The 24,607-nt window shown below is 73.0% G+C and carries 24 protein-coding genes; 13 read left to right on the top strand and 11 right to left on the bottom strand.

Annotated elements, in window-relative coordinates; translation table 11 throughout:
- Positions 1 to 48: 48 nt before the first annotated feature.
- Positions 49 to 687 (top strand): HD domain-containing protein, encoded by a 639-nt coding sequence (locus tag ACFYZ3_RS11980; RefSeq protein WP_388515728.1) that lies wholly within the window; start codon positions 49 to 51, stop codon positions 685 to 687.
- Between the two features lie 15 nt (positions 688 to 702).
- Here ACFYZ3_RS11980 and ACFYZ3_RS11975 read toward each other — a convergent pair whose 3' ends face one another.
- Positions 703 to 1,680 (bottom strand): pirin family protein, encoded by a 978-nt coding sequence (locus ACFYZ3_RS11975; RefSeq protein ID WP_388515726.1) that lies wholly within the window; start codon positions 1,678 to 1,680, stop codon positions 703 to 705.
- A gap of 98 nt (positions 1,681 to 1,778) precedes the next feature.
- Between ACFYZ3_RS11975 and ACFYZ3_RS11970 the strand changes: the two genes are divergently transcribed.
- The 3 genes from ACFYZ3_RS11970 to ACFYZ3_RS11960 all read left to right on the top strand — a co-directional run bounded on the left by ACFYZ3_RS11970 (position 1,779) and on the right by ACFYZ3_RS11960 (position 4,191).
- Positions 1,779 to 2,291 carry a carboxymuconolactone decarboxylase family protein gene (locus ACFYZ3_RS11970; protein ID WP_388515724.1) on the top strand — a complete coding sequence of 171 codons (513 nt, stop codon included), beginning with the start codon at positions 1,779 to 1,781 and terminating at the stop codon, positions 2,289 to 2,291.
- 73 nt (positions 2,292 to 2,364) lie between these two features.
- Positions 2,365 to 3,201: an alpha/beta fold hydrolase gene (locus tag ACFYZ3_RS11965; protein WP_388515722.1), complete on the top strand. Its 837-nt coding sequence runs from the start codon at positions 2,365 to 2,367 to the stop codon at positions 3,199 to 3,201.
- 9 nt (positions 3,202 to 3,210) lie between these two features.
- Positions 3,211 to 4,191, top strand: coding sequence for a helix-turn-helix domain-containing protein (locus tag ACFYZ3_RS11960; RefSeq protein ID WP_388515720.1), 981 nt, complete (start codon positions 3,211 to 3,213; stop codon positions 4,189 to 4,191).
- Positions 4,192 to 4,360: 169 nt separating this feature from the next.
- Here the strand turns inward: ACFYZ3_RS11960 and aztD are convergent, their stop codons facing one another.
- Genes aztD through aztB form a run of 4 tightly spaced genes read right to left on the bottom strand, consistent with a single transcriptional unit; the run spans position 4,361 to position 8,665 of the window.
- Entirely contained in the window at positions 4,361 to 5,572 is a 1,212-nt protein-coding gene (aztD, locus tag ACFYZ3_RS11955; RefSeq protein ID WP_388515718.1) for a zinc metallochaperone AztD, read from the bottom strand.
- Positions 5,569 to 6,558 (bottom strand): zinc ABC transporter substrate-binding protein AztC, encoded by a 990-nt coding sequence (gene aztC, locus ACFYZ3_RS11950; RefSeq protein ID WP_388515716.1) that lies wholly within the window; start codon positions 6,556 to 6,558, stop codon positions 5,569 to 5,571. The genes aztD and aztC overlap by 4 nt, the downstream gene beginning before the upstream one ends.
- On the bottom strand, positions 6,555 to 7,799 hold the full coding sequence (locus ACFYZ3_RS11945; protein WP_388515714.1) for a hypothetical protein: 1,245 nt from the start codon (positions 7,797 to 7,799) through the stop codon (positions 6,555 to 6,557). The genes aztC and ACFYZ3_RS11945 overlap by 4 nt, the downstream gene beginning before the upstream one ends.
- A gap of 14 nt (positions 7,800 to 7,813) precedes the next feature.
- Positions 7,814 to 8,665, bottom strand: coding sequence for a zinc ABC transporter permease AztB (aztB, locus tag ACFYZ3_RS11940; protein ID WP_388515712.1), 852 nt, complete (start codon positions 8,663 to 8,665; stop codon positions 7,814 to 7,816).
- Positions 8,666 to 8,680: 15 nt separating this feature from the next.
- On the opposite strand from aztB, the gene aztA reads away from it, so the two are divergent.
- Positions 8,681 to 9,439 (top strand): zinc ABC transporter ATP-binding protein AztA, encoded by a 759-nt coding sequence (aztA, locus tag ACFYZ3_RS11935; protein WP_388515710.1) that lies wholly within the window; start codon positions 8,681 to 8,683, stop codon positions 9,437 to 9,439.
- Between the two features lie 104 nt (positions 9,440 to 9,543).
- Entirely contained in the window at positions 9,544 to 9,936 is a 393-nt protein-coding gene (locus tag ACFYZ3_RS11930) for a VOC family protein (protein WP_388515708.1), read from the top strand.
- A 56-nt stretch (positions 9,937 to 9,992) separates the two neighbouring features.
- Here ACFYZ3_RS11930 and ACFYZ3_RS11925 read toward each other — a convergent pair whose 3' ends face one another.
- From ACFYZ3_RS11925 to ACFYZ3_RS11915, 3 genes are all read right to left on the bottom strand, one after another.
- Positions 9,993 to 11,066 (bottom strand): ferritin-like domain-containing protein, encoded by a 1,074-nt coding sequence (locus ACFYZ3_RS11925; RefSeq protein ID WP_388515706.1) that lies wholly within the window; start codon positions 11,064 to 11,066, stop codon positions 9,993 to 9,995.
- A gap of 217 nt (positions 11,067 to 11,283) precedes the next feature.
- Positions 11,284 to 12,105 (bottom strand): inositol monophosphatase family protein, encoded by an 822-nt coding sequence (locus tag ACFYZ3_RS11920; protein ID WP_388515704.1) that lies wholly within the window; start codon positions 12,103 to 12,105, stop codon positions 11,284 to 11,286.
- Positions 12,106 to 12,181: 76 nt separating this feature from the next.
- Entirely contained in the window at positions 12,182 to 12,559 is a 378-nt protein-coding gene (locus tag ACFYZ3_RS11915; protein WP_388515702.1) for a MerR family transcriptional regulator, read from the bottom strand.
- 140 nt (positions 12,560 to 12,699) lie between these two features.
- On the opposite strand from ACFYZ3_RS11915, the gene ACFYZ3_RS11910 reads away from it, so the two are divergent.
- From ACFYZ3_RS11910 to ACFYZ3_RS11895, 4 genes are all read left to right on the top strand, one after another.
- A complete protein-coding gene (locus ACFYZ3_RS11910) occupies positions 12,700 to 13,641 on the top strand; it encodes an alpha/beta hydrolase family protein (protein ID WP_388515701.1) in 942 nt (313 codons plus the stop codon).
- Between the two features lie 92 nt (positions 13,642 to 13,733).
- The gene (locus ACFYZ3_RS11905; RefSeq protein ID WP_388515699.1) at positions 13,734 to 15,284 is read left to right on the top strand and encodes a hypothetical protein; all 1,551 of its coding nucleotides are present in this window, start codon (positions 13,734 to 13,736) and stop codon (positions 15,282 to 15,284) included.
- A gap of 220 nt (positions 15,285 to 15,504) precedes the next feature.
- Positions 15,505 to 16,023, top strand: a complete 519-nt coding sequence (locus tag ACFYZ3_RS11900; protein ID WP_388515697.1) for a lytic polysaccharide monooxygenase auxiliary activity family 9 protein — start codon at positions 15,505 to 15,507, stop codon at positions 16,021 to 16,023.
- Between the two features lie 105 nt (positions 16,024 to 16,128).
- Complete coding sequence (locus ACFYZ3_RS11895; protein WP_388515695.1) at positions 16,129 to 16,860, top strand: chitinase; 732 nt, start codon at positions 16,129 to 16,131, stop codon at positions 16,858 to 16,860.
- Here the strand turns inward: ACFYZ3_RS11895 and ACFYZ3_RS11890 are convergent.
- On the bottom strand, positions 16,857 to 17,261 hold the full coding sequence (locus tag ACFYZ3_RS11890; protein WP_388515693.1) for a hypothetical protein: 405 nt from the start codon (positions 17,259 to 17,261) through the stop codon (positions 16,857 to 16,859). The genes ACFYZ3_RS11895 and ACFYZ3_RS11890 overlap by 4 nt on opposite strands.
- 64 nt (positions 17,262 to 17,325) lie before the next feature.
- The gene (locus tag ACFYZ3_RS11885; protein WP_388515691.1) at positions 17,326 to 18,492 is read right to left on the bottom strand and encodes an FAD-dependent oxidoreductase; all 1,167 of its coding nucleotides are present in this window, start codon (positions 18,490 to 18,492) and stop codon (positions 17,326 to 17,328) included.
- A gap of 148 nt (positions 18,493 to 18,640) precedes the next feature.
- Between ACFYZ3_RS11885 and ACFYZ3_RS11880 the strand changes: the two genes are divergently transcribed.
- Entirely contained in the window at positions 18,641 to 19,264 is a 624-nt protein-coding gene (locus tag ACFYZ3_RS11880) for a TetR/AcrR family transcriptional regulator (RefSeq protein WP_388515689.1), read from the top strand.
- On the opposite strand, the gene ACFYZ3_RS11875 is transcribed toward ACFYZ3_RS11880, so the two are convergent.
- Positions 19,246 to 20,469: an FAD-dependent monooxygenase gene (locus tag ACFYZ3_RS11875; protein WP_388515687.1), complete on the bottom strand. Its 1,224-nt coding sequence runs from the start codon at positions 20,467 to 20,469 to the stop codon at positions 19,246 to 19,248. The genes ACFYZ3_RS11880 and ACFYZ3_RS11875 overlap by 19 nt on opposite strands.
- 171 nt (positions 20,470 to 20,640) lie before the next feature.
- On the opposite strand from ACFYZ3_RS11875, the gene ACFYZ3_RS11870 reads away from it, so the two are divergent.
- Positions 20,641 to 21,147, top strand: a complete 507-nt coding sequence (locus tag ACFYZ3_RS11870) for a MarR family winged helix-turn-helix transcriptional regulator (protein WP_388515686.1) — start codon at positions 20,641 to 20,643, stop codon at positions 21,145 to 21,147.
- A 104-nt stretch (positions 21,148 to 21,251) separates the two neighbouring features.
- Positions 21,252 to 24,599 carry a family 78 glycoside hydrolase catalytic domain gene (locus tag ACFYZ3_RS11865; protein WP_388515684.1) on the top strand — a complete coding sequence of 1,116 codons (3,348 nt, stop codon included), beginning with the start codon at positions 21,252 to 21,254 and terminating at the stop codon, positions 24,597 to 24,599.
- Positions 24,600 to 24,607: the final 8 nt, after the last annotated feature.

Raw genomic sequence — 24,607 nt, 5'->3', positions numbered from 1 at the left:
GCGCAGGGTGGGAACCGACACGACAGGCATCGTCCCGGGAGGACCACCATGACGGAGACCATCGCCGGAATCGCCATCCCCGACAGCTCGCTGGCGCGGGAGGCGACCGAACTCGTCCGTGACACCACACCGCCGCTGATCTTCGACCACTCGCGGCGCGTCTACCTGTTCGGCAGTCTCCAGGCCGCCGCCCTGGGCCTGCGGCCGGATCCGGAGCTGCTGTACGTCGCCGCGCTCTTCCACGACACCGGCCTGGTGCCGCCCTACCGCGGCGACGACCAGCGCTTCGAGATGGACGGCGCGGACCAGGCAAGGGCGTTCCTGCTGGCCCACGGCGTGCCGGAGACCGACGCGGACACCGTGTGGACGGCCGTCGCGCTGCACACCACGCCGGAGGTCCCCTACAAGCTGGCGCCGGAGATCGCCGCGACCACCGCGGGCGTCGAGACGGACGTGCTCGGTCTGAACCTGGCCCGCATCACCCGGGCGGAGATCGACGCGGTCACCGCCGCCCACCCCCGCCCGGACTTCAAGAAGCAGATCCTCCAGGCGTTCACCGACGGTTTCGGGCACCGTCCGCAGACCACCTTCGGCACGGTGAACGCGGACGTCCTGGAGCACTTCCTGCCGGGCTTCCGGCGCACGGACTTCGTCGAGGTGATCGAGAACTCCGCCTGGCCGGAGTGACTCCTCGCGGGGTCGCTACGGCCTCGGGTTCCTGCGCGGGGAGAGGGTGGCGTTGGGGAGCGCGGGCGCCGGGAGGCGGTCGCCGGGGTAGCCCTCGACCCGGCCGAAACGCTCCGACTCGTTCTCCCAGTCCGCCCGGGCCGCCACGATCTCGTCGTGGGTGCGTCCGACGAAGTTCCACCACATGACGATCTCCTCCGGGAAGGGGGGACCGCCCAGGACCACCAGCCGTGCGGAGCCGGTTGCCCCGTTCGTCAGCGTGAGAGTCCTTCGTCCCGGTGCGGCGTACGCCAGTTCGGCGGGGTGCACGACCGTGCCGTCGAGGCGTACGTCGCCGCTGTCGACGAGGACGCCGTGCTCGAAGCCGGGGTCGACGTCGAGGGTCACGGTGGCGCCCGGGGCCAGGGTCACCTCGGCGCCGAGCAGGGGCGTGAAGGTGCCGACCGGCGAGGTGTCCCCCGCGAGGGAGCCGAGGAAGACGCGCGCCTCGCCGCCGTCCAGGGCCACCGGGGCGGGGACGTGGTGCTGGAAGGCCGGAGCGGTGTCGCGGTGCTCCGAGGGCAGCGCCACCCAGAGCTGGACGCCGTGCAGGACCGCGGTGTCCGGCGTGGACACCTCGGAGTGGCTGATGCCGTGACCGCCCGTCATGAGGTTCACCTCGCCCGGCCTGACGAGCGCGTGGCTGCCCACGCTGTCCCGGTGCTCGATCTCCCCGCTGAACAGCCAGCTGACCGTCTGGAGCCCGATGTGCGGGTGGGGGGCCACGTCCATGCCGCCGGACCGCGAGACCTCGTCGGGGCCGTAGTGGTCGGCGAAGCACCAGGCTCCGATCAGCGTACGGGCCCGCTGCGGCAGGGTGCGGCGCACCGTCATCGCGCGCGGTCCGCCGAGCGGGACGTCCCGCGCCGTCAGGATCTCCACGCCGGCTGCGGGCGCCCCTTCCTCCCCTGCCCCGCACCTGACTTCGGCGGGATGCGTCTCCGTGTTGCTCACCGCTCGGTCCTCCCACTCGCCCAGAAAGTTTTAATTTCAACTTCTATGGTTCGATGATAGGACGTGAGAAACCGTATCGCGCGACGGAGGCACCCCACATGACACAGACGCCTGTACGCACCGACGCAGGCACCCCTGGAGGCACCGGCGAACGACGTGTGTTCGTCGACAAGCAGAGCCCGGAGGCCTACGCGGCGCTGCGTGCCACGGCGGAGGCGGTCCGGGGTGTCGCCGAGGCGGCCGGGCTCGACCGGATCCTCGTGGAACTGGTCAACATCCGCGTCTCCCAGCTCAACGCCTGTGCCTACTGCCTCAACGCGCACACCAGGGCGGCGCTGCGCGGCGGCGAGACCACCCAGCGGCTCGGCGTGCTGCCGGCCTGGCGGGACACCGAGCTGTTCTCGCCCAGGGAACGCGCCGCGCTGGCCCTCGCGGAGGCCACCACGCATCCCGCCGACGCGGGGGCGCAGAGCGCCGCGTACGCCGAGGCGCGGGGTGTCCTGTCGGACGACGAGATCTCCGCCGTGATCTGGGTGGCGATCAGCATCAACGCTTTCAACCGGGTCTCCGTCCTGAGCAAGCATCCGGTGCGCGGGGCCCCGCGCGCCTGATCGTCGGCGGGTGCGGCGGGTGCGGCGACATTCGTACAAGACCCGGGACCGGCACCGGGCGCACCCTTGCCGCATGAGTCAGTACGACGCCGATCTCTCGCACGGCATGCACGTGGTCCACGACGGCCCGCCGCAGGCGCCGCCCGTCCTGCTCATCCACGGTTCCGGCGCCTCGGGCGCGTCGTGGGGCCGGGTGGTCCCGGCGCTGGCCGAGCACCGTCGCGTCCTGCGCGTCGACCTCCCGGGCTGCGGCAAGTCGCCGCCCACCCCGTCGTACGACGTGCCGCAGCAGGCGGACCGGTTGGCGGCGCTCCTGGACGACCTCGGCCTGCGTTCCGTGACCGTGGCCGGCCACTCCAGCGGCGGCTACGTCGCCACGGCGCTCGCGGAGCGGCGTCCCGACCTGGTGGGCGCCCTCGCCCTGGTGAGCACGGGCCCGAGTCTGGACGCGCTCCTTCCGCAGCCGATGATTCTCCGGCTGCTGCTGGCCCCGCCCTTCGGCCCGCTCCTGTGGCCGCGGCGCACGGACGCGATGCTCCGCAAGGCGATCACCGCGACGGCCGCCGGCCCCGTGGAGGTCCCGGCCGAGATGATCGACGACGTGCGGGACATCTCGTACCGCTCCTTCCGGACGGTGGCCCGCGGGAACACGGCCTACCTCGCCGAGCGCGGCGTGCCCGAACGTCTCGCCGCCCTCACCGTTCCGGTGCTGGTGCTCTTCGGCGCCGCCGACCCGCGCTGGGAGCCGTCGTCGGCGCACCGGTACGAGGCCGTGCCGCACGCGCGGCTCGAGCTGCTGCCGGGCGTGGGGCACCTGCCGCCGCTGGAGGCGCCCGGGCCGACCGGCGAGCTGCTGCTCGGCTTCACCGCCCGGGACGCGGACCTCCCGGCCGTCGGCCCCGAGACCTAGACTGGCGGCGTGTTGTCCACCGAGACACCGACCGACGCATCGGGCCCCGTACCTGCCGACACTCCGGCCGAGGCGCCGCCGGACTGGTCGGTCGTGGACGTCGCGGTCCCGCGTCCCTCGACCCGGCTGGCGGGGGTCGGCATGGCCGGGTTCAGTCAGCACGTGTCCGCCTTCGTGGACATGGCCATGGTCGCCCATCCGTCCGTCACCCTGCTCATCGACCTGAGTGACGGCGACGGCATCCTGCACAGCGCCCGGGACCGGCGCGGGCCCGGCAGCTTCGTCGTCGGGCTCGCCCCAGGGGAGCTCAGGGTGGCGGGCCGGGTGGGCGTGTGTTTGCAGATCCGGCTGGAACCGGCGGTGGCGGCCGCGGTGCTCGGCCCGTCGGCGGGGCTCGGCGGGAGGGTGGAGTCGTTCGAGGACGTCTGGGGCCGTGAGGCGGAGCGGGTCCAGGACCGGTTGCGCGCCGCCGGGTCCTGGGACGAGCGGTTCGCGGTCGCGGCTGACATCCTCCGCCGCCGCACGGCGGACCGGCGTCCGGTCGATCCGGAGGTCGCCCACACCTGGCGGACGACGCTCGCGGGCCGGGGCCGCGTACGGGTCGACGGTCTGGCCGAGGAGGTCGGCTGGAGCCGCAAGCGGCTCTCTGCCCGCTTCCACGCCCAGCTCGGCATCACGCCCAAGCGGGCCGCCCGGCTGGTGCGGTTCGACCACGCCGCCCATCTGCTCGCGGCCGGCCTGGCCCCCGCCGCGGTCGCCTTCGAGAGCGGCTACACCGACCAGTCCCACCTGCACCGGGAGGTCAAGGCGTTCACCGGCCTCACCCCCACGGCCGTGGCCGGCGCGCCGTGGCTCGCGATCGACGACGTCGCCTGGCCGGGCTCGTCACCGGCGCGGTCCGTGAGTTCCACGGCGTCCGCGCCGCGCCGATTGGCACGGCCCGGCCGTGCGTGGAATCGTGGACGGACGGCATGGACGGACGCGCGCTGACACGGTACGCGCACCGATCGGACGTCTTGCGAAGGAGGCACGCATGTCCTCGAAGCGACGCCGGAAGAAGAAGGCACGCCGCAATCACCCGGCCAACCACGGACGGCGGCCCCAGTCCTAGGGCGGCTGTTCGGTACGTCCCCCCGACGGTGTCGGGGGGACGTGGCCGTCAGTGGCCCGCGACCGTTCCGGACAGTTCGTTGGTGCCCTTCGGCAGGGTCACCGAGGTCCGCTTCCGACCGGATTCGAGGTCGATGGCGTGCACGGCCTTCCTGCCCGGTTCGGACACGTAGGCGGTGTGGTCGCGCACGAACAGGGTGGGCCGGGCCTGCTGCCAGTCCAGGGGTTCCTGCCACTCCCCCACCGCCGGGATCTTCTTCTCGACGGTGCCCTTGTCCGGATCGATGACGTGGATGGCGCCGTCCGTCCCGAGGACGAGCGCCTCGCCGTGCGGTCCACGGGCGAGGGAGCGGAACGAGTAGCTGGTGCCCAGCTCGACCAGGCGCAGCTTCGCCGTCTCGGTGTCGATCAGGGAGATGCGGGTCGGCCGTTCCAGCTCGGCGTCCGGGTCGGTCTTGTAGTCGCCGAGGAGCACGGGGGACTCCTCGGTGCCCGCCTGGTTGCCGGTGCGGCCGTAGTCGTCGGGGGCGTCGACCTTGGTGAACCGGCCGTCCTTGTAGATCAGGACGCCGTCCTCGCAGCCCAGGGCGATCGCCTCGCCGCGGGCGGCCGCCTCGCCGTGGACGCCGGGGCAGTTCTCGCTGCGGGCGATCTCCTTGCCGTCCTTGTCCACCACCAGGGCGCCGGTGCGCTTCTCCTCGTCACCGAGGGTGGTGAGGAGCCGGCCGTCGCTCAGCTCGATGGCGACGCCGTGGTGGGCCTCGGCCGACCTGTAGGTGCGCCCGTCCGGCTTCTCGCCGGTGCCCAGGTCGCCCGGCGCGAAGACGTTGACCTCGCCGGTGCCGTCGGTGAAGAGCACGGTCTTCCCGGCGTGGCGGACGACGTGGCCGGGTTTCGCGCCCCTGTACTCGATGTCGGTGAGGCTCTGCCGGGCGGCGTTCAGCAGCCGGAAGCCGCTGTCGGTGGAGACGACCACGTGCTCCTTGTCCCCGGCGGGGTTGACGCGGTTGAAGCCGGGCAGGTCGATGGTCCTGGTGAGTTCGAGGCTCGTGCCGTCGAGGATGTACAGGCCGCCGTCGAAGGTGGCGACCAGGGGGTCCCGCACCGAGGCGGCGGGCGTCGCCGGCACGGGGCTCCCGTCGCCCTTGGACGCGGCGTCCGACGACGAGGTGTCGCCGCCGCCGCACGCGGTGAGGACGGCGGACACCGCCAGGGCGAGTGCCGCCCCCGTGACGGCCCTGCTGCGTGTGGACTTGTTCAACTGTGCGTTCCTTTCGGGCTGCCGACGGCCAGTCCGTCGGTCATGGCGGTGGTGTTGGCGCGCATCATCTGCAGGTAGGTGGCGGCACCCTCGTTTGCGGCGGTGAGGGACTCGGAGTACAGCTCCACGACCCGTACGCCGTCGCCGAGTTCGGTACTCAGGACCTCGGCGAGCCGCGTGGGCCGGGAGGAGTCGGCGAAGACCGTCCGGACCCCGGCCCGCTCCATGGCCCGGGTGAGCGAGCGCAGGTCGGAGGAGCTGGGGGAGGCCAGCGTCGTGCCGCTGGGGATCACCGCGCCGATGACGCGGAAGCCGAAGCGGTCGGCGAGGTAGCCGAAGACGTGGTGGTTGGTCACCAGGTTGCGCCGGTCCTCGGGCACCCGGTCGAAGGACTTCTCCATGAAGGCGGTGAGGTCGGTCAGTTGCTCGTCGTAGCGGGCGGCGTTGGCCCGGATCGCGTCCTCGTCCACGCCCGTCACGTGCTCGCTCACGCGGTCGGCGATGAGTCCGGCGGCCGTGCGCACGCGGTCGGGGTCGGTCCAGAAGTGCGGGTCGGGCCTGCCCGGCTCCCCCTCGGGTCCGCCGTCGTCACCGGTGCGGAAGGTGAGCGGATCGACCGCCCGGCCGACCTCGAAGGTCGCCACGCCCGCCTCGCGGGCGGCGTCCACGTGCCGCAGGACGTTCTCCTCCAGGCCGAGTCCGTTGAAGACGACGAGGTCCGCGCGCTCCAACTGGGCGGCCTGCACCGCCGACAGTCCGAAGGAGTGCGGGTCCGCGTTGGGCTTCATCAGGACCGTGACCTCCGCCTGGTCGCCGACGACCTGGCGGGTGATGTCACCCAGGATGTTGGTGGTCACGACGATGCGGGGTTGTTCGTCCGTGGCGGAGCAGGCCGTGGCGGTGGCGGCCGTGACCAGGGCGAGCAGCCCCACCAGGAGGCGGCGCAGCCGTGCCACCCGGATCCGTGTGCGTCCCGTCTCCCTCATCGGCCCGTCTCCGCCATCAGCCCCGGTGCGATGTCGAGGTCGAAGGAGCGCGCGACGCGCAGGGCGTCGTTGTAGTCGATCTCGTACACGCGTTTGCCGGTGCGGTCGTTGACGTAGGCGCGGCTGCGGTCGACCTCGACGACCGGTGCTCCCGCGCCGGCGGGTGTCTTCGCCGCTCCGGTCAGGAGGGGCTCGGTCCGGGCCGTGGGCCTGCCGGTGGCGATGTCGTAGCCGTGCAGCGCGCCGTCGGTCTCCAGGACGAGGAGCGGTGAGCCCTCCCCGGCGGTGTTGGCCGCGAGGACCGGCCCGGTCCTCACCCGGGTCCAGTCGCGGTCGGTGACGTCCAGGACCCACACGGCCCGCTCGCCTGCGGGTGCGGTCAGCGTGTCGCTGCCGGCCCGGTGACGGAAGGCGGTGGCCCGTTCCTTCTCGGGCACGTCCTGTCCGTAGGGAATCCTCTCGGCCGTGAACGTCCCGTCCTCGGCGCTGACGAGCAGGGCTCCGTCGGCGCACCCGAGGACGACGCCGCGGCGGGTGACGGCGTCGCCGCTGGGCCGCTCGCACGTCGCGTCGGGCGAGGCGACCCGGCGGCCCGTGCGGTCGTACACGGCGACCTTCGCGGACTCGTCGTCCCCGGCGAGCGCGACCAGGTGCTCCTCGTACGGGACGACGGCGCCGGCGTGCACACCGTCGAGCGTCCGGGCGGGCCCGACCTCTCCCTTCTCCAGCGCCGTCCGGTCGTACAGCGTCGTCCGGCCGTCCTGGTCGGTCGCCGCGGTCACCGCGGCGTCGCTGCGGATCTCGGCGCCGCGGGCGCCCGGCAGGTCGCCGACGTCGCGTATCGCCGCCCGGTAGTAGTGCACGTGGTCGCCGTGGTCCACCGTCCAGGCACCGCCGTCGACCACGTGCGTGCCGCCGCCGGTGCGGAAGAAGCCGAAGCGGCCGTCCGTGCTCAGCCCGTCGGCGCCGGTCACCGGCGCGCTCTCGTGCACCTTGCCGGTGACGAGGTCGAGCACCCGGCTCGCGCCGGTGCGGGGGTCGCCGAGGATCAGCCGGGACTGTTCCTCGGCCGCTTCCCGCGCTCCTTCGACGTAGCCGTGCGGGGTGGCGGACGACTCGGTCGCCGCGGGTTCCCGCCCGCCGTCCGACTGCTGCGAACAGCCCGTGGCGAGCAGTGCGGCGGTGAGGACGAGTGCGGTCGGGAGCCGGCGAGTCGTGTCTCTGCGGAGGGTCGGTTCCATCGCCTCGGATTCCTTCAGTCGACGGTCGGGAGGGGGGCGGCGGGGCGCGTACGGAGGTGCCGCAGGCCGGACGCCGTGTGGGAGAGGAAGAACAGGGCCACCGCGACCGCCGAGACGGTCGCACCGGCGGCGGTGCTCAGGTGCCAGGACAGGAGCAGCCCGCCGAACGTGGCGGTGACGCCGAGGAGTGCCGCGAGGGCCATGACGCCGCGGACGCCGCGCGCCCAGGGCAGGGCCGCGGCCGGCGGGGCGATGAGCAGGCCGAGGACGAGCAGCGTGCCGACGATGTGGAAGGAGGCCACGATCGCGAGGCCCAGCAGGGCGAGGAGTACCGCGTGGGCGAGCCGTGGGCGCAGTCCGAGGGTGTGGGCCTTGCGCGGGTCGAACGCGAGGGCGAGGAAGGCCCGGTGGCCGAGCACGGAGACGAGCAGCGCCGCCAGCAGTGCCGCGCCCAGCACGAGCAGGTCCTGTTCGCGGACGGCGAGGACGTCGCCGAAGAGGATGCCGGTCAGGTCCACGGCGAAGGACTGCGAACGCGACACGATGATCACGCCGATCGAGAGCATGCCGACGAAGAGCAGGCCGATGCCGGTGTCCTGGGAGAGTCTCGGGGTGCGCCCGAACGCGGTGACGCCCGCCGCCATGACGGCCGCGCTCGCCACCGCTCCCAGCAGCAGGTTGCCGCCGAGCAGGGCGGCCAGCGCGACCCCGGGCAACAGCCCGTGGGACATGGCGTCGCCCAGGAAGGCCATCCCCCTGAGCACGACCCAGGTGCCGGCCAGGGCACAGATGGCGGACACCAGGATGCCGCCCCACAAGGCTCTTTGCACAAACGTCACTTCGAACGGGGCCGTCAACCAATCCATACGGAGGACACTACAATGAAAATCATGTTCAACAAATCCCGCCCCTCGCCCCCCGCCGCGCCCGGACGGACGTCACGAGTCCGTCTGACCGGCCTGTCCGCCGGCTACCCGGGGCGACCGGTCCTGCGGCAACTCTCCTGCGAGATACCGGCGTTGGCCGTCACGGCACTGGTCGGGCCGAACGGCAGCGGCAAGTCGACACTCCTCGGCGTGCTGGCCGGTGTGATCCGCCCGACATCGGGAGTCCTGCACCGGGACGGCGAGCGGCCGCCCGCCTTCGTGCCGCAGCGCGGCGCCGTCGCGGACGCCCTGCCGCTGACCGTCCGGCAGACCGTGGAGATGGGGCGGTGGGCCGAGCGCGGACCGTGGCGGCGACTGAACCGCCGGGACCGCCTGATCGTGGACTCGGCCCTGGACCGGCTCGGCATCGCAGACCTCGCCCCGCGTCAGCTCGGGGAGCTGTCGGGCGGACAGCGGCAGCGCACCCTCGTAGCCCAGGGACTCGCCCAGCAGTCCGACCTGCTCCTCCTGGACGAACCGACCACCGGCCTCGATCCGGAGGCCAGGGAGCGCATCACCGCCCTCCTGACGGACCTGGTGGCCGACGGCGTGACGGTCGTCCACGCCACCCACGACCTGGAGGCAGCACGCTCCGCCGAGGCCTGTCTCCTGCTCCGCGCGGGCACCCTGGCGGGACACGGCCGCCCCGACCGGGTGCTCACCACCTCGGCCCTGGCCGAGGTCTGGGCCGTTGCCGGACACGCGGGCCCTTGATAGGCAGGTGGTGTCGCGGAGGGTCCGGAGAGTCAGGAGGGTTCCGGCCCGCCCGAGCACCTCGTGACCCGACGGCCCGGAACCCACGCACCGGAGATGACCCCATGAAGATCAACCTCACCAGCGTCTTCGTCGACGATCAGACGCACGCGCTGCGCTTCTACACCGAGACCCTGGGCTTCCTGAAGAAGCACGACGTGCCGGTGGGAGCGGGTGAGGACCGGTGGCTGACCGTGGTCTCGCCCGAGGCCCCCGACGGGACCGAGCTGCTGCTCGAACCGTCCGGTCACCCCGCGGTGGGACCGTACCGGACGGCGCTGGCCCAGGACGGCATCCCGGCCGCCTCCTTCGCCGTGGACGACGTACGGGCGGAGCACGACCGGCTGCGCTCGCTCGGGGTGCACTTCACCCAGGAGCCGATGGCGATGGGCGCGGTCACCACGGCGGTCCTCGACGACACCTGCGGAAACCTGATCCAGATCATGCAGGTCCAGTAGCCAAAGGGGCGCGCGCACCCTGCCGCGCGCGTCGACTCGACTCGTGCCGGCCGGCCTCACGCGCGGGGCGGACGGAACTGGGGGCCGTAGGTGCCGCGGCCGCCCGGGATGCCGGTTTCCATCAGCTCCACGGCGGGGCCCTCCAGCCCGCGCATCGTCCGGACGGCCGAGCCCAGGGTGCGCGCGTCGCCGTGGGCCCAGGCCGCCTCGAGGGTGCTGAGCACCTCGGCGTAGGCGGTGTCGAAACGGTCGAGGAGCTCCCCGACCCGCTGCGAGGGGCCGGGCCAGCCACCGGCCGGGACCCGGGCCATGGGGCGTGCGTCGGGGAAGGGTACGGGGGCGCCGGTGAACCGCCAGCCGTCGTCCTCCCGGCGCAGTTGCCGTCCGTGGTAGATCTCGCCGAAGGCGTAGTAGTGGGCCGGGTGGTCGTCGCCGAAGGCGTCCTCGGGGGAGCTGGTGGTGCCCTCGCCCTGTTCCTTGATGATCTCGATCGCCCGCTCGACGCCGTCGAGGTCGGTGACGGGTTCCAGGACGTCGGAGCCGATGCGCTGGGACAACTGCCCGCCGGCCGACAGCGGCGGTGCCGTGGCCCGGAAGGCGCGCAGCAGGTCGTCGTAGAAGTGACCGATGCCGGGCGAGTTGTTCAGGCCTCGGGCCAGGGGTGCCTCCGGGGCTTCGATGGCCATCATCACGTCGTGCACGAAGGGCCTGTTGAGGCCGGAGAGGTAGACGTTCACCTCCTCGCGCACGCCGCCGGGCAGCGGGCCGGGGTAGGCGAGGGCGGCGTCCGTGATCCGGGGCCGGCCGCCCACCGCCACCAGCAGGTTGCAGACGACGCCCATGTGGTACATCTCGTCGCCGATGATGCGGCGGATCAGCCGTGCGACGTGGCTCGTGCGGTCGCCCACGGACCACCATCCGCACAGGTAGGGCGGGATGGTGGCGAGTTCGAGTGCTACAGCGATTTGAAGGGCCTCTCTGAGCCAGTCGACACCGCGCCCGCTCTCGGGGACCGCGAGCAGGCGCGCCACGGACCGGCAGCCCGACGCGGCACCCTCCGGTGGCCCGGCCGCAACGGCGGGTGCGGCGGCCGGGACGGACGCGGCGGCCGCCACGACGGCCGACGCCATGAAGGTCCTTCGCCCGAACGGGGCGCCCTTCCCCGACTCTTCCTCGCGCACACCACTCACCCGTACTCCCTCCGCAGGCGGCGCCCGCATCCGAGGGGGACGTCCGCATTCGTCCGACGGCTGGCGAAACTAGCAGCGGCGAGGTCGTTTCCCGGGCGGGCGGCACCGCGTGGGGCATCCTCTACCCGGTCGGCCCTACCGGGGCGCTCCTCACGCGTCAGCGCGTATCGGCACGCATCAGCGACAACAACAGCGCGTGCGTCCCGGCGTCGGCGGCCGCCACGAGACCGCGGCCCGCGGGGCCGACGGGCGCGCCGTCGACTCCGGTGACGACGCAGCCGGCCGCCCGGCACAGCGCGATGCCGGCGGCGAAGTGCACGCTCTCGGTCAGGCCGGTGCCGTCGGTGACGTAGGCGGCGCGTTTCCCGGCCGCGACCCAGGCCAGGGCCAGCGTCGTGGACACGACCCGCGGCCGCAGGCGCCGCACGAAACCGGGGTGGGCGAGCAGGTCGACCGCCCGGAACGCGGGCGCTCCCGGGAAGGGCGGGTCCAGGTTCACGTCGACCAGCCGGGTGGCCGCACTCGGCTCCAGCGGTGTGTCGTGGCCGTCGCGCCGGACCCGGGCGGTCTCGCCGTCCGTGAAGAGGACCTCGCCGCCGAACGGATCGGCCACGGCCGCCGGGCCGTCGCGCAGCGCCACGTTGACGGCCACCGCCATGGTGCCCGCGGCGTAGTTGAGCGTGCCGCACAGGGGATCCACCAGCCACTGGCGCGCCGCGTCGGCCGCTCCCCGCCGCCCGCCCTCCTCACCGCATATCGCGTCGTGGGGCCGCGCGGCACGGATGACGTCGAGGATCGCCTCCTCGGCCGCCACGTCGGCGTCGGTGGCGAAGTCCCCGCCGCCCTTGTCGAATCGGGTCAGCCGCTGTCCGTAGCGGGCTCGCACGGTCTCGGCGCCGGCCCGGGCGGCGGCGATCGCGACTTCCGTGTCGTCATGACGCGCACCGGTGTGGTCGCGGGACGCAGGCAAGTTGATCACGGTGTGCAGGGTAACGGCCCAAGCTCTCCGGGCCTCCGGGCCTCCGGTTGGACGGCGCCGGGGCCGCCGGTCCGCTTCAGGAGGTCCCGGCGCGGCAGGACCGGCCGGTGCGGAGGTTCCCCGTGGCACCGGTGATGACGGAGTCCAGTCGGTCCCGGGTGCCGACCAGTTCGGCGATCCGGCCCTCGACACGCTCCCGCTCGGTGGACAACCGGTCGAGCAGCTCGGGCGTGGCCCTGCCGTCGGCCGCGTACGGCATGAGTTCGGCGATGGTCCTGCTCGACAGGCCCGCGGCGTAGAGCTGCTGGATCAGCCGGACGTGGTCGGCCGCGCCCTCGGGGTAGTGCCGCTGGCCGCTGTGACTGCGCTCCGCGACGAGCAGCTCCTGTTCCTCGTAGTAGCGCAGCGCCCGCACGCTGACGCCCGTCCTGGCGGCGAGCTCCCCGATGCGCATCCCGCGCCTCCTCTCGTGAGGCGGTCGTCGTACGACTTGCCTCTCACGTCGGCGTCAGGTTTTAGCGTAACCCCCGAGGACCCCGCCTCGTTCCGGGTCCCTCTCCCCACCCCTTTGACCAGCAGAGAGAAGGTCCTTTCATGACCGCACCAGCCCTCGCGGCGGCCGGTGACGCCGCCACCGCTCCGGTCGTCTCGGTCAAACCCGTGGTGCTGCGCGCACCCGAGCGTGGCGAGGACCTGCGCGTGCGGGTGTCCGCCCCGGCGACCGGGCACGGCCTGCCCGTCGTGCTCCTGGCGCACGGCTTCGGCTCGTCGCTGGACGGATACGGCCCGCTCGCCGACCACTGGGCCGCCCACGGCTTCGTGGTGATCCAGCCCACCCACCTCGACTCGAAGAGCGTGGCCCTTCCCGAGGACGACCCGCGCAGGCCGGGGTTGTGGCGCTCGCGCGTGGAGGACATGAAGCGCGTCCTGGACGGCCTGGACCTGGTGGAGGCGGCCGTTCCCGGCCTCCGGGGGCGTCCGGACCGAAGCCGTGTCGCGGCGGCCGGTCACTCCTTCGGCGGCCAGACCGCGGGCATCCTGCTGGGCCTGCGCGTGCGCGACCCCGCGACCGGGGAGGCCGAGGACCTGTCCGACCCCCGGATCAAGGCGGGCGTGCTGCTCGCGACGGCCGGCAGCGGCGGCGACGATCTGACCCCGTTCGCGGCCCAGCACCTCCCGTGGCTGAGGCACCCGGACTTCACACACATGACCACCCCGGCACTCGTGGTCGCGGGCGACCGGGACGACCTCCCGTTCACCGTGCGCGGCGCGGACTGGACGGCCGACCCGTATGTCCTGAGCCCCGGCCGGAAGAGCCTCCTCACCCTCTTCGGAGCGGAACACTTCCTCGGCGGGATCTCCGGCTACGAGGCCGCGGAGACCACCGACGAGAACCCCGCCCACGTCGCCCTGGTCCAACGGGTGACCCTGGCCTACCTCCGACACGCCCTCGGCGTCGACAGCGCCGACTGGACTGCGGCGCGGCGGGACCTCGCCGGAGACACACATCCCCTGGGCCGCCTCGACTCCAAGTGAGACCCGGACCGCACCGGCGCCCGGCGCCCCTTTGCCGGTGCGGGACCCCGGCCCGGCCCGCGCTCCGTCATGGACCAGGCAGAATGCCCGCTGTGAACCATGTTCTGTGCGGCCTCGCCACCAACCCCGCGCTGCCGGCCGAACTGGTCGACCGACTGATCACGGTCGCTGACGGCGACACCGCCGACGAACTGGCGGGACGCCGGGATCTCAGCCGGTCACAGGTGCTCGCCCTGGTCTCGCGCGTACCGGAGTGCGCGGTCCGGCTCGTGCACGAGGGACGGCTGACCGAGGCGGACATCGACCCGGTGACACGGCCGGACGCCGCCCTCGCACTGCTAGGCGAGGGCGGTGGTGACCCGCGGTGGGCCCGGCTGCTCGCGGACGACCCGGACCACGCCCGCCGGGAGAAGCTGGCCTCCTGCCCGCGCCTCCCGTCCGACGTGGTCGAGGCGCTGGTCGCGGACAACGACGTACGAGTCGTCGCGGAGCTGGCGTTGTGCGCTTCGCGGGACGTCACCGTCCGGCTGGCGGCCCATCCGCACGCCGAGGTCCGCCGCGCGGTCGCGGCCAACGAGGCAACCCCGTCGGGTCTCCTGGCGGCGCTGCTGACTGGTGCGGGACTGCCTGCCGCAGAGCGGTGCCTGGTTTGCGACCAGGAAGCGGTTCCGTTCACGCATCACCCGGAATGTCCGCGGCCCGACTGCGAGTTGCCGCCCGGGGCGTCCTGCGACGGCTCCCACAAGTCCACCGTGCACGACATCCAGCAGGCGGCGCTGTGCAACGTCGCCACACCCACCGAGGCCGCCGCCGGTTTCACCGGCCATCCTTCGGCACTGCTGCGCCGGGCGCTCGCGGCCCGCCCCGACCTGACCCCCGAGGTGAGCTGCCTACTCGCGGCGGATCCCGTCCCCGGGGTCCGGGAGGAAGTCGCCGCGAACCCGGCGGTCGGCGGCACGTTGCTGCGCTCCTTGTCCGGCGATTCCTCGCACGGGGTGCGGCGCGCGGTCGCCCTCAATCCCAGCGTGCCCCTCGACGTGCTCGTGCAGGTCGCCGGGACCACCAGAATCGGCCCCACCCTGCTGCCCCGGATCGCCACCGCCTCCGCCGGGGAGGTGGAGGAGCTGGCCCGGGCGTCGGACCCCACGGGACGGATGCTCCTGGCCCAGCGGCGCGATCTGCCCGCCCGGATACGGGACGCACTGGCCGCCGACGCCGACGCGAAGGTGGTGAAGTCCCTCGCCGCGGACCCGGGTCTGTCCGAGGGGCAGCTGCGCGCCATGGTGGACCGGCACGGAAGCCGGGTCGTCGCCAAGGTGGCCGTCAACCCCAGTACTTCGGCAGCCCTGTTGGAGGAACTCACCCGGCACGGAAACGCGGTCCGCAAGGCGCTGCGCGAGGTCGCCCGGCACCCCCGCGCGACGGCCGCCGCCCTGCTCGCCTGCCTGGCGGACGAACAAGGGCGTCGCCGGGCCGCCGGTCATCCGGCACTTCCCCCGCCGGTTCTCCTGAAACTACTGGACGACGCCGACTGGCAGGTGGTGGAAGCGGCGGCCGGTAATCCGTCATTGCCCGCCGACGCGATGGAGGGTCTGATCAACCGGCATTCGCCGGGGCCCGGTTCGCCGTTGACACACTCTTGACACGGTCACGTCGACCGCTTGTATGGTCTAGTCCAACAGAACTCGCCGCTCCGTTTACGGAGTTGAGCCCTGCCGGGGTCCCACGCCCCGGTGGGGACGGTGAGTGCGCGTCACCTTCGCGCCTCCTGGCCCCACCCACGAGAGGCCGTACTCGGCGTGCGCGCGGTCCCCCCACACATGGCCGCGCGTGCCTGGGACGGCCGGATGTGAAGGAGTTCCCATGCACGCACGTCGGAAGACCGCTGCCCTGATCGGCGCGGTGCTCGCTCCCGTCGTGGCCGTGAGCCTGCCCGCCTCCTCGGCGAGCGCGCACGGCTACATCTCCGACCCGCCCAGCCGCCAGGCCCAGTGCGCCGCGGGCACGGTGTCCTGCGGCGACATCACGTACGAGCCGCAGAGCGTCGAGGGCCCCAAGGGCCTGACCAGTTGCAGTGGCGGAAACAGCCGCTTCGCGGAGCTGGACGACGACAGCAAGGGCTGGAAGGTCACCCCGGTGTCGAAGACCACGACGTTCTCGTGGCAGCTCACCGCGCAGCACGCCACCAGCACGTGGGAGTACTACGTCGGTGGTCAGCGGATCGCGCTGTTCGACGACGGCGGCGCGAAGCCGGGCGCGGTCGTCAACCACCAGGTCGACTTCGGCGGACTCACCGGACAGCAGAAGGTCCTGGCCGTGTGGAACGTCGCCGACACGTCCAACGCGTTCTACGCCTGCATCGACGTCAACGTCGGCGGCTGACGGGCCGGACGGAGGGTCCGGGGCGATCGCACCCCCGGACCCTCCTCCTCCGGCCCGCTCCGCCCGTCCCTGCGTCCCTCCCCCCACCGAGCAGGAGTCGATACCGTGCAGCACCGCAAGCTCGCACTGCTGGCCGCCACCGGTGCGGCCGCCGCCCTGTGCACCCTGACCATGGCGCCGTCGGCCGTCGCCGAGAAGTCCGACACCCGGACCGCCGCCGAATTCGTGGTCAGCGAAGCCCAGTTCGACCAGATGTTCCCGAGCCGGAACTCCTTCTACACCTACAGCGGCCTCACCGCCGCGCTCAGCGCCTACCCGGGGTTCTCGAACACCGGCAGCGACACGGTGAAGAAGCAGGAGGCCGCCGCCTTCCTCGCCAACGTCAGCCACGAGACCGGCGGTCTGGTGTACGTCGTGGAGCAGAACACCGCCAACTACCCGCACTACTGCGACGCATCCCAGCCGTACGGCTGCCCGGCCGGCAACGACAAGTACTACGGGCGCGGGCCCGTCCAGCTGAGCTGGAACTTCAACTACAAGGCCGCCGGGGACGCCCTCGGCATCGATCTGCTCAACAACCCCGATCTGGTCCAGAACGACTCGGCCGTGGCCTGGAAGACGGGCCTGTGGTACTGGAACACCCAGACGGGGCCCGGCACCATGACCCCGCACGACGCCATGGTCAACGGCGCCGGGTTCGGGGAGACCATCCGGTCCATCAACGGCAGCCTGGAGTGCGACGGGGGCAACCCCGGGCAGGTCCAGAGCCGGATCGACAACTACGAGCGCTTCACCCAGCTCCTCGGCGTCGAGCCCGGCGGCAACCTGAGCTGTTAGGACCCGTCCGGCCCGCCCGCCCCCTCGTGCCCACCGGAGCGCCCGGTCGCGAGGGGGCCGCGTCGGCGGCGGAACCAGCGGGCCGGACCGCGTCGGGGCCCGCGAGGACCGCGGCCAGCCGTCCGGCCCGCCGCCGCACCGGTCCCGTCCGGCGCGGCGGGACCCCGTCGCCAGTCGTCGTCGGGCGACAGGAGCGGGGACCTGCGTTCCGCCTGGGTGCGGATCTCGACGTGGGATGCGTGCGCCGTGGCGCGGAACGCCTCCTCGTAGGAGGCCAGGGCCGCGCTCATCGCCCCGCCCGCCAGGCCCCGGCGGCGTATGCGCGACGCCAGCCAGGTGAAGCAGCCGAGGACCGCGGCGAGGCCACCGGCGAGGAGCACGAACGGCAGGAGCGCAGCCATGGGCTCGAGCCTACCGACCCGGCAGGCCCCGCTCCCCGGGCGGGCATGGCACCACGGGCCCGCGTCACTCCCCCGCCCCGCCGCCCGCTCCGGGTGCACCGAGCCGCGCGAGGTCTTCGGCGTCCGGCTCCTCCAGCAGGAAACCGGCACCGCCCTCGAGCATGCCGGCGATCTCGGCCGAGCGCGGGAGCATCGTCTTCTCGTAGGTGCGCACCGCATCGTCGACGGTGGCGGACGCCGCGAGGGCGAGCGCGAGTTCCGCGGCGTCGAGCATGGCGAGGTTGACTCCGACGCCGAGCGGGGGCATGAGGTGCGCGGCGTCTCCGAGCAGGGTCACGCCCGGCGTGTGCCGCCAGGTGTGCGGCACCGGCAGGGCGAAGAGCGGGCGGTCGACGTACGGGCCGTCGTTCTCGGTGATCATCCGGAGCAGCAGCGGTGACCAGCCCGCGTACTCGGCGAGGAGCCTGGCACGGATGCCCTCGGTGTCGTCCGGACGCAGCCCGCTCGCCGTCATCCAGTCCGGGGCGACCCTGCGCATGAGGTAGACACGCATGTGGCCACCGCTGTTGCGCTGCGCGAAGAGGCCCCGCTGTCCGTCGGCCACGTGGGCGCTGCCCCGGCCGACCAGGTCGGACAGTTCCGGGTGCGCGGATTCCATGTCGTCGAACCAGGCTTCGAGGAAGCCGACCCCGGTGTAGCGCGGCACCGCGTCGGACACCGCCGCGCGGACGCGGGAGAAGGCGCCGTCCGCTCCGATCACGAGGTCCGTCTGCACGGTGCTCCCGTCGGTGAAGGTGAGCGTCCGCGGTCCGTCGGCGGGCCCGCTCACCGATTCCAGGCCGTGTCCCCACCGCACCGTCCCGGCGTCGAGCGAGCCCAGCAGGAGCTCCCGGAGCTGGCCGCGGTCGATCTCCGGGCGGGCCGTCTCGCCCTCGCCCGGCAGCCGGTGCCCGAGGAGCCGCCCCTCGGTGTCGAAGCGGCGCTCCTCCTGGCTCTCGCACCTGGCGAGCGCGAAGAACTCCTCCAGCAGGCCCGCTTCGCCGAGCGCGAGCTGACCGTCCTCCTCGTGCAGGTCGAGCGAACCTCCCTGGTCGCGGGAGGCGGCGTCCGGATCGCGGTCGTACACCGTCACCGCGATGCCGTGCTGACGCAGCACACGTGCGCAGGTGAGCCCTCCCGGGCCCGCTCCGATGATGCTGATCCGCGCGGCGGCGGGCGTCGGCGAGTTCATGGTGGCTTCCTTCCGTTGGCGGGTCCCCCGTGGAAACCACCAAAGCAGAAACGAGTGAGAAACTGCAACTGTTCCAGTTTCTTAGTCACTCTGATTTCTGCCTTGGTTCGGTTGCTGTGTCGTTCCAGTCGTGCGTTAGAGTGGCGCCATGCCCGACTCCCCGACCCCAGGCCGTCGCGAGCGCAAGAAGGCGGCGACCAGGCAGGCCATCGCCGACGCCGCCCTGGAGCTGTTCCTGGAGCACGGTTTCGACCGGGTCAGCGTCCGCGACGTCGCCGAGCAGGCCGATGTCTCCACGACGACCCTCTTCGCGCACTTCCCGAGCAAGGAGTCGCTGGTCTTCGACCGCGAGCAGGACGTCGACGCCGCGCTGGCCGCCGCCGTGCGGGAACGGCCCGACGGACAGGGCGTGGTCGAGGCGCTCCGGGCACACGCCCTGGAGTCCTGGGTGCCGATCGTGACCGATCCGCGCCGGGCGCGCTTCACCGCCCTGGTCAGCGACACGCCGGCGCTCCGCGAGTACTCGGAGCGCATGTGGATGCGACACGCCGACACCCTGAGCACCGTGATCGCCGCGGAACTCGACCGGGAGCCGGACGACCTGGCGTGCGCGGCACTGGCCCGGTTCGTCCTGGAGATCCCCGCCCTGACCACCGGACGGCACGATCCCCGGGCGACCGTGGAGACGGTGTTCGACCTGCTCCTGCACGGCTGGCGCGCGCAGGCCGGTCCGTCGGACGGGTCCGCCTCCGCTCAGGCTGCCCGCGGGTAGTCGGGCAGTTCCAGGGACGAGTGGGCCGCACTGCCCTCCTGCGCGCTCGCCGTCACCATGGCCCTCGCGGCCGCCTCCGGGTCGCGCAGCAGCGCGTTGCGGGCATCGAGCTCCTGGCGCGTCGTGGGGGTCACCGCCGAGCCGCCGCTGGTGGCCAGCGCCTGGTTGCGCTCCGCGAAGGGACGGAGCCGGCGCTCGTAGGCCGCGAAGGCGTCGGCGTGGTCCGCGTGCGTGGCCAGCTCGCCGGCCAGGACGTACGCGCCCACGAGCGCGACGCTCGATCCCTGGCCGGAGATGAACGACGTGGCGTGCGCGGCGTCGCCCGCCAGGACGACACGCCCGTGCGACCACGTGGGCATGTGGATCTGGCTGACGACGTCGAAGAAGAGGTCGTCGGCCTCCCGCATGGCCTCGACCAGGCGCGGCAGATGCCAGGCCCGCTCCGGGAAGCGCGCCGCCACCAGGTCCCGCTGGGCCCGGGGATCGCGGAAGGCTTCGAAGGGCGGGGTGTCGCGGGTGAAGTTGAGGAAGCCGTGCACCCGGTCGGAGGGCTCGTGGGCGTAGAGAACGGCACTGCGTCCCGGCTCGTTCCACATGACGGCCTCGCGCGCGAGCCCGAACTCGTTCGGCAGCGTGAAGCCCGCGAAGACGCGCCCGAGGTAGCGGTGGAACGACTCCTCCGGGCCGAAGACCAGCCTGCGCGTGTTCGAGTGCAGGCCGTCCGCGCCGACCACGAGGTCGAAGGTGCGGCGCAGGCCGCTGTCGAAGACGACGTGGACGGCGTCGCCGGTGTCGTCGAGTGCCGCGATCGAGTCCTCGAAGAGAAACTCGACCCGCTTCCGCAGCGGGGCGTAGAGCACCTCGGCCAGGTCGCCGCGCCGGACCTCGAGGTCGACCCCCGCCTCTCCCCCGGTCAGCTGCTCGGGCTGGAGCGAGCCGATCTCCTCCCCCGCGGCGTCCACGAAGGTGATCCGCCGACTGTCTACGTGCGCCTTGCTCAGCTCCGCCAGCAGACCCATGCGGTCCACGGCCTCGCGGGCCGTGCCGCGCACGTCGATCGCGTAGCCGCCGCCCCGGACGACGGCCGCCTTCTCGACGACGGTCACCTCGAAGCCGTACCGGTCGAGCCAGTGCGCGAGCGCGGGGCCCGCGATACTTGCCCCGGAGATCAGTACGCGGCGAGCGGGACGGGATGTGTGGACCATGGCTTCTCACCCTTCCACCGGGACGAACCCCGGCCAGACGGAGGCACGTGCCGCACGAGCGACACATATACGTACCTTAGGTATCTTTATGGAGGCCGTACGGCGCCCTCCCGGACACCGGCCGCTCCCCACGATATAGATACCTAAGTCAGGTATGCAAATGGAGATCTCATGACCCGCGACGCCGCCGGACCCTCCACCTCGGACGATCGGCACGACGACCTGCTCACCGTGCTCCCCCGGCTCACCCAGCTGAGTGCCGCCTTCAACAAGGGACGGCTCACGGAACGCGCCGCCGAGGCGGCCGGGCTCGCCCTCGACCGCCCCGCCATGGGCGTGCTGGTGACCCTGCGCACGGCCGACCAGCCGCTGCGGATCGGCGAGATCGCCGACCGGATGCAGGTCGTGGGCCCGCACGTCACCCGCCAGGTGCAGGCGCTGGAGAAGCGCGGCCTGGTACGCCGGGTCGCCGACCCCCACGACCGGCGTGCGAGCCTCATCGAACCGACCGGAGCCGGACTGGAGGCCGCCAACCGGTACGTGACATCCCTGCTCGGCTGGTTCGCCGAGGCGCTCGCCGACTGGCCGAGGCAGGACCGCGAGGACCTCACGCGCCTCCTCATCCGTCTCGCGGACGACGTGACGGCACGGCTGGCCCGGCTCGACGAGGAGGACTGAGCGCCCGGCGCGGCCGTTGTCGCATCCCTTGATGCGGTCGACAGCGGGTGCATAGGATCGTGAAGCGAGCGGTTGAATCGTTTCAAGCGCAAAGGCGGACACGCATGAACGAGGAATCGAACGAGGAAACGACCGGGAGACCGACCGGGAACGGAACCGAGGGCTGGAACCGAAGAGTCTTCCTCCGGGGCACCGTGACGACCGCGGGTGTCGCGGGCGTCACGGCGCTGACCGGCGGCGGCGCGGTCGCGGCAGCGGGCGGCGGAAGGGCCGGCGGCCCGTCGGAGCCGGGGACGACCGGGACCGGTCTGCGCGTCGTGCGGACCAGCGTCGAGTACACCGAGAACCTGCTCGGCACGGACGTCGAACGCCCGCGGCTCTCCTGGGAGCTGGCCGCCCCCGGGCACGGTGCCCGGCAGACCGCCTACCACGTCCGGGTCACCCGGGACTCCGGCGGCCGGGGCTCGGGCACCCGCATGGTGTGGGACTCCGGCAAGGTCGTCTCCGACCGCAGCGTCGGCATCCCCTACGGCGGGCCCGCGCTGCTCCCCCGCACCCGCTACCACTGGCAGGTCCGGGTCTGGGACGCCGCCGGACGCCGTTCCCGCTGGAGCGAGAGCCGCTGGTGGGAGACCTCGCTCCCGGCCGACGGCTGGCGGGCGAGCTGGATCGGCGCCGAGGAGCCGCCCGCGCCGCCGTCCCTGGAGGGCGCGTCCTGGATCTGGTCCCCCGGCGCGACCTCCTCCAACGCCCCGGAGGGCGAACGCCGGTTCCGCGCCACGCTCACCCTGCCGGCGGGCTCCGCGGTGAAGCGGGCCGTGGTGAGCGCCACGGCCGACGACGACTTCACCCTCTACGTCTGCGGGCAACAGGTGCTCCACGCACCGTTGCAGACCGACGGCTGGCGTACCGGCCGCACGGCGGACGTCACGGAGCAGGCGCGCTCCGCCGACGGCGGGATCCTCGTCGCCGCCCTCGCCACCAACCGGCCCGGGGCCAGTGTGAACCCCGGCGGGTTCCTCGCCCGTCTCCTCGTCGAGACCGAGGACGGGCGCACCCACGAACTGCGCACCGGTGACGGCTGGCGCACCACCGACACCGCGCAAGAGGGCTGGGAACGGCCCGGGTTCGACGACGGCGGCTGGGAACCGGCCGCCGTACTGGCCCCCTACGGCCAGGGGCCCTGGGGCGGCAACGTCACCGTCACCGGCCCCGAGGCGCCCGCCCCGCTGCTGCGCCGCTCCTTCACCGTGCGCGGCCGCGTCGCGCGCGCACGCCTGCACATCAGCGGACTCGCCTACTACGAGGCGCAGATCAACGGTCGGCGCGTCGGCGACCAGGTCCTCGACCCCGGATTCACCGACTACGACGAGACGGTGCTGTACGCCGTCCACGACGTGACGGAGCTGCTGCGGCGCGGCGAGAACGCCATCGGGGTCGCCCTCGGGCGCGGCTTCTACGGCATGACGACGCCCAACGTCTGGAACTGGCACCGTGCGCCGTGGCACGGCGAGCCCCGGCTGCTCGCGCAGTTGGAGATCGACCACCCGGACGGGACCCGCACCACCGTCGCCACGGACGGCGAGTGGCGCATCACCGAGGGACCGACCCTGTCCAACTCCCTGTACGCCGGGGAGACCTACGACGCACGGCGGGCACCCGACGGCTGGTCCCGGGCCGGGTTCGACGACTCGGGGTGGCGGCCGGCCGGGGTGCGCGAGGCGCCGGGCGGCACGCTGCGTGCCCAGCCGCACGACCCGATCGAGATCGTCGACACCGTCCGCCCGAAGGCCGTCGAGGAACTGCGCGACGGCGTGTACGTCGTGGACATGGGCCGCACCATGGCCGGCTGGACCCGGCTGACCGTGCGCGGGGCCGCCGAGGGCACGGTGGTCCGGCTCGTCCACGGCGAGAAGCTCGAGGACGACGGCGGTGTGCACGCGGAGACCGGGCACGTGCCGGGCCGCTTCCAGACCGACGAGTACGTGTGCGCCGGCCGGGACGAGGAGGTGTGGGAACCCTGCTTCTCGTACAAGGGCTTCCGGTACGTCGAGGTCCACGGCCTGCCCGCCCGACCCGCCCCGGAGGACGTGCTGGGACGGCTGGTGCACTCCCGGGTGGACGAGGTCAGCTCGTTCTCCTGCTCGGAGCCGTTCTACGAGTGGCTCGACCGGGCCATGCGGCGCACCGTCCTGAACAACCTGCACGGCATCCCCACCGACACGCCGATGTACGAGAAGAACGGCTGGACCGGCGACGCCCAGCTCGGCACGCCGGTCATGACGTACGCCTTCGGGATGCAGCGCTTCCTGTCCAAGTGGCTCGGGGACCTCGCCGACAGCCAGAACGACGAAGGACAGCTCCCCGTGATCGTGCCCAGCGGCGGCTGGGGCTACGGCGACCTCGGGCCCTCCCCCGAGTGGACGACCGTCTATCCCTTCGTGGTGCGGGAGTTGTACCGGGTGTACGGGGACGAGCGGGCGGCCCGGGAGCACTGGGAGACCCTGACCCGCTACCTGGACTGGGAACTCGGCCGGCTGCGGGACGGCCTGGCCGTCACCGCGCTCGGCGACTACCTGGCACCCGGCTACGGCGGCAACCCGCCCGAGGACACCCGGCTGACCGCGACGGCCTACCTGTACCGGGCGCTGCTGCACACCGCGGAGCTGGGCGAGGCGCTGACCGGCCTGCCCGGCGACAACGATGTCCCCGTCCGCTACCGTGCCGCCGCCGAGGGGCTGCGGGACGCGTTCAACGAGGCGTTCCTCGGGCCGGAGGGGCACTACCGCACGGCCAAGGACCCGGACTACCGGCAGACGTCCAACGCGATACCACTGGCGTTCGGGCTGGTGCCGCCGGGAGCCCGGGCCACGGTGCTGGAGAGCCTGGTCGCCGACATCGAGAAGCGCGGCAACCACCTCAACACCGGCGCCCTGGGCACGAGCGTGCTGCTGCGGGTGCTGTGCGCCCACGGCCGCCCGGACGTCGCCCATGCCGTGGCCACCCGGCGCACGTACCCCGGCTGGGGCTACTGGCACGACAACGGTGCCGACACCATGTGGGAGATGTGGCCGCTGGACTCCCGCTCGCGCGACCACTACTTCCAGGGCACCGTGGCCCAGTGGCTGTACGAGAACGTGGCCGGGCTCAGGCCCGGCGACGCGGGGTGGCACACCTTCACCGTGCGCCCCGACGCCCGTACGGGGGTGGAGTGGGCGCGCACCTCGATCCGTACCGTGCGCGGGGAGGCGGCCGTGGCGTGGTCCGCCGTCGACGGGAGGCTGCGGCTGGCGGTCCGCGTGCCCGTCGGGTCGCGGGCGGAGGTCCACGTGCCGGTGTCCGAGGGCCGGCGCGCGACCGCCCCGCGCGGGGCGGAGTTCGTGCGGTCGGTGCCCGGCTTCGACATCCTCCGGGCCGGCCACGGCAGTTGGGAGTTCACGGGCGACGTGTGACGCGGCCC

It is taken from the genome of Streptomyces sp. NPDC001599, from assembly GCF_042893535.1.
Taxonomy (GTDB): Bacteria; Actinomycetota; Actinomycetes; order Streptomycetales; family Streptomycetaceae; genus Streptomyces.
The sequence above is the reverse complement of the archived record's forward strand: the minus strand, read 5'-3'. Positions and strand labels throughout refer to the sequence as shown.

Bases quoted from the DNA above. Each gene is read 5' to 3' on its own strand.
- ACFYZ3_RS11880 (WP_388515689.1), top strand. From the start codon at position 18,641: ATGCCCGACTCCCCGACCCCAGGCCGTCGCGAGCGCAAGAAGGCGGCG.
- ACFYZ3_RS11930 (WP_388515708.1), top strand. From the start codon at position 9,544: ATGAAGATCAACCTCACCAGCGTCTTCGTCGACGATCAGACGCACGCG.
- ACFYZ3_RS11875 (WP_388515687.1), bottom strand. From the start codon at position 20,469: ATGGTCCACACATCCCGTCCCGCTCGCCGCGTACTGATCTCCGGGGCA.
- aztC (WP_388515716.1), bottom strand. From the start codon at position 6,558: ATGAGGGAGACGGGACGCACACGGATCCGGGTGGCACGGCTGCGCCGC.
- ACFYZ3_RS11970 (WP_388515724.1), top strand. From the start codon at position 1,779: ATGACACAGACGCCTGTACGCACCGACGCAGGCACCCCTGGAGGCACC.
- ACFYZ3_RS11870 (WP_388515686.1), top strand. From the start codon at position 20,641: ATGACCCGCGACGCCGCCGGACCCTCCACCTCGGACGATCGGCACGAC.
- ACFYZ3_RS11890 (WP_388515693.1), bottom strand. From the start codon at position 17,261: ATGGCTGCGCTCCTGCCGTTCGTGCTCCTCGCCGGTGGCCTCGCCGCG.
- ACFYZ3_RS11945 (WP_388515714.1), bottom strand. From the start codon at position 7,799: ATGGAACCGACCCTCCGCAGAGACACGACTCGCCGGCTCCCGACCGCA.
- ACFYZ3_RS11980 (WP_388515728.1), top strand. From the start codon at position 49: ATGACGGAGACCATCGCCGGAATCGCCATCCCCGACAGCTCGCTGGCG.
- ACFYZ3_RS11965 (WP_388515722.1), top strand. From the start codon at position 2,365: ATGAGTCAGTACGACGCCGATCTCTCGCACGGCATGCACGTGGTCCAC.
- ACFYZ3_RS11900 (WP_388515697.1), top strand. From the start codon at position 15,505: ATGCACGCACGTCGGAAGACCGCTGCCCTGATCGGCGCGGTGCTCGCT.
- ACFYZ3_RS11925 (WP_388515706.1), bottom strand. From the start codon at position 11,066: ATGGCGTCGGCCGTCGTGGCGGCCGCCGCGTCCGTCCCGGCCGCCGCA.
- ACFYZ3_RS11885 (WP_388515691.1), bottom strand. From the start codon at position 18,492: ATGAACTCGCCGACGCCCGCCGCCGCGCGGATCAGCATCATCGGAGCG.
- ACFYZ3_RS11865 (WP_388515684.1), top strand. From the start codon at position 21,252: ATGAACGAGGAATCGAACGAGGAAACGACCGGGAGACCGACCGGGAAC.
- ACFYZ3_RS11915 (WP_388515702.1), bottom strand. From the start codon at position 12,559: ATGCGCATCGGGGAGCTCGCCGCCAGGACGGGCGTCAGCGTGCGGGCG.
- aztA (WP_388515710.1), top strand. From the start codon at position 8,681: ATGAAAATCATGTTCAACAAATCCCGCCCCTCGCCCCCCGCCGCGCCC.
- ACFYZ3_RS11910 (WP_388515701.1), top strand. From the start codon at position 12,700: ATGACCGCACCAGCCCTCGCGGCGGCCGGTGACGCCGCCACCGCTCCG.
- aztB (WP_388515712.1), bottom strand. From the start codon at position 8,665: ATGGATTGGTTGACGGCCCCGTTCGAAGTGACGTTTGTGCAAAGAGCC.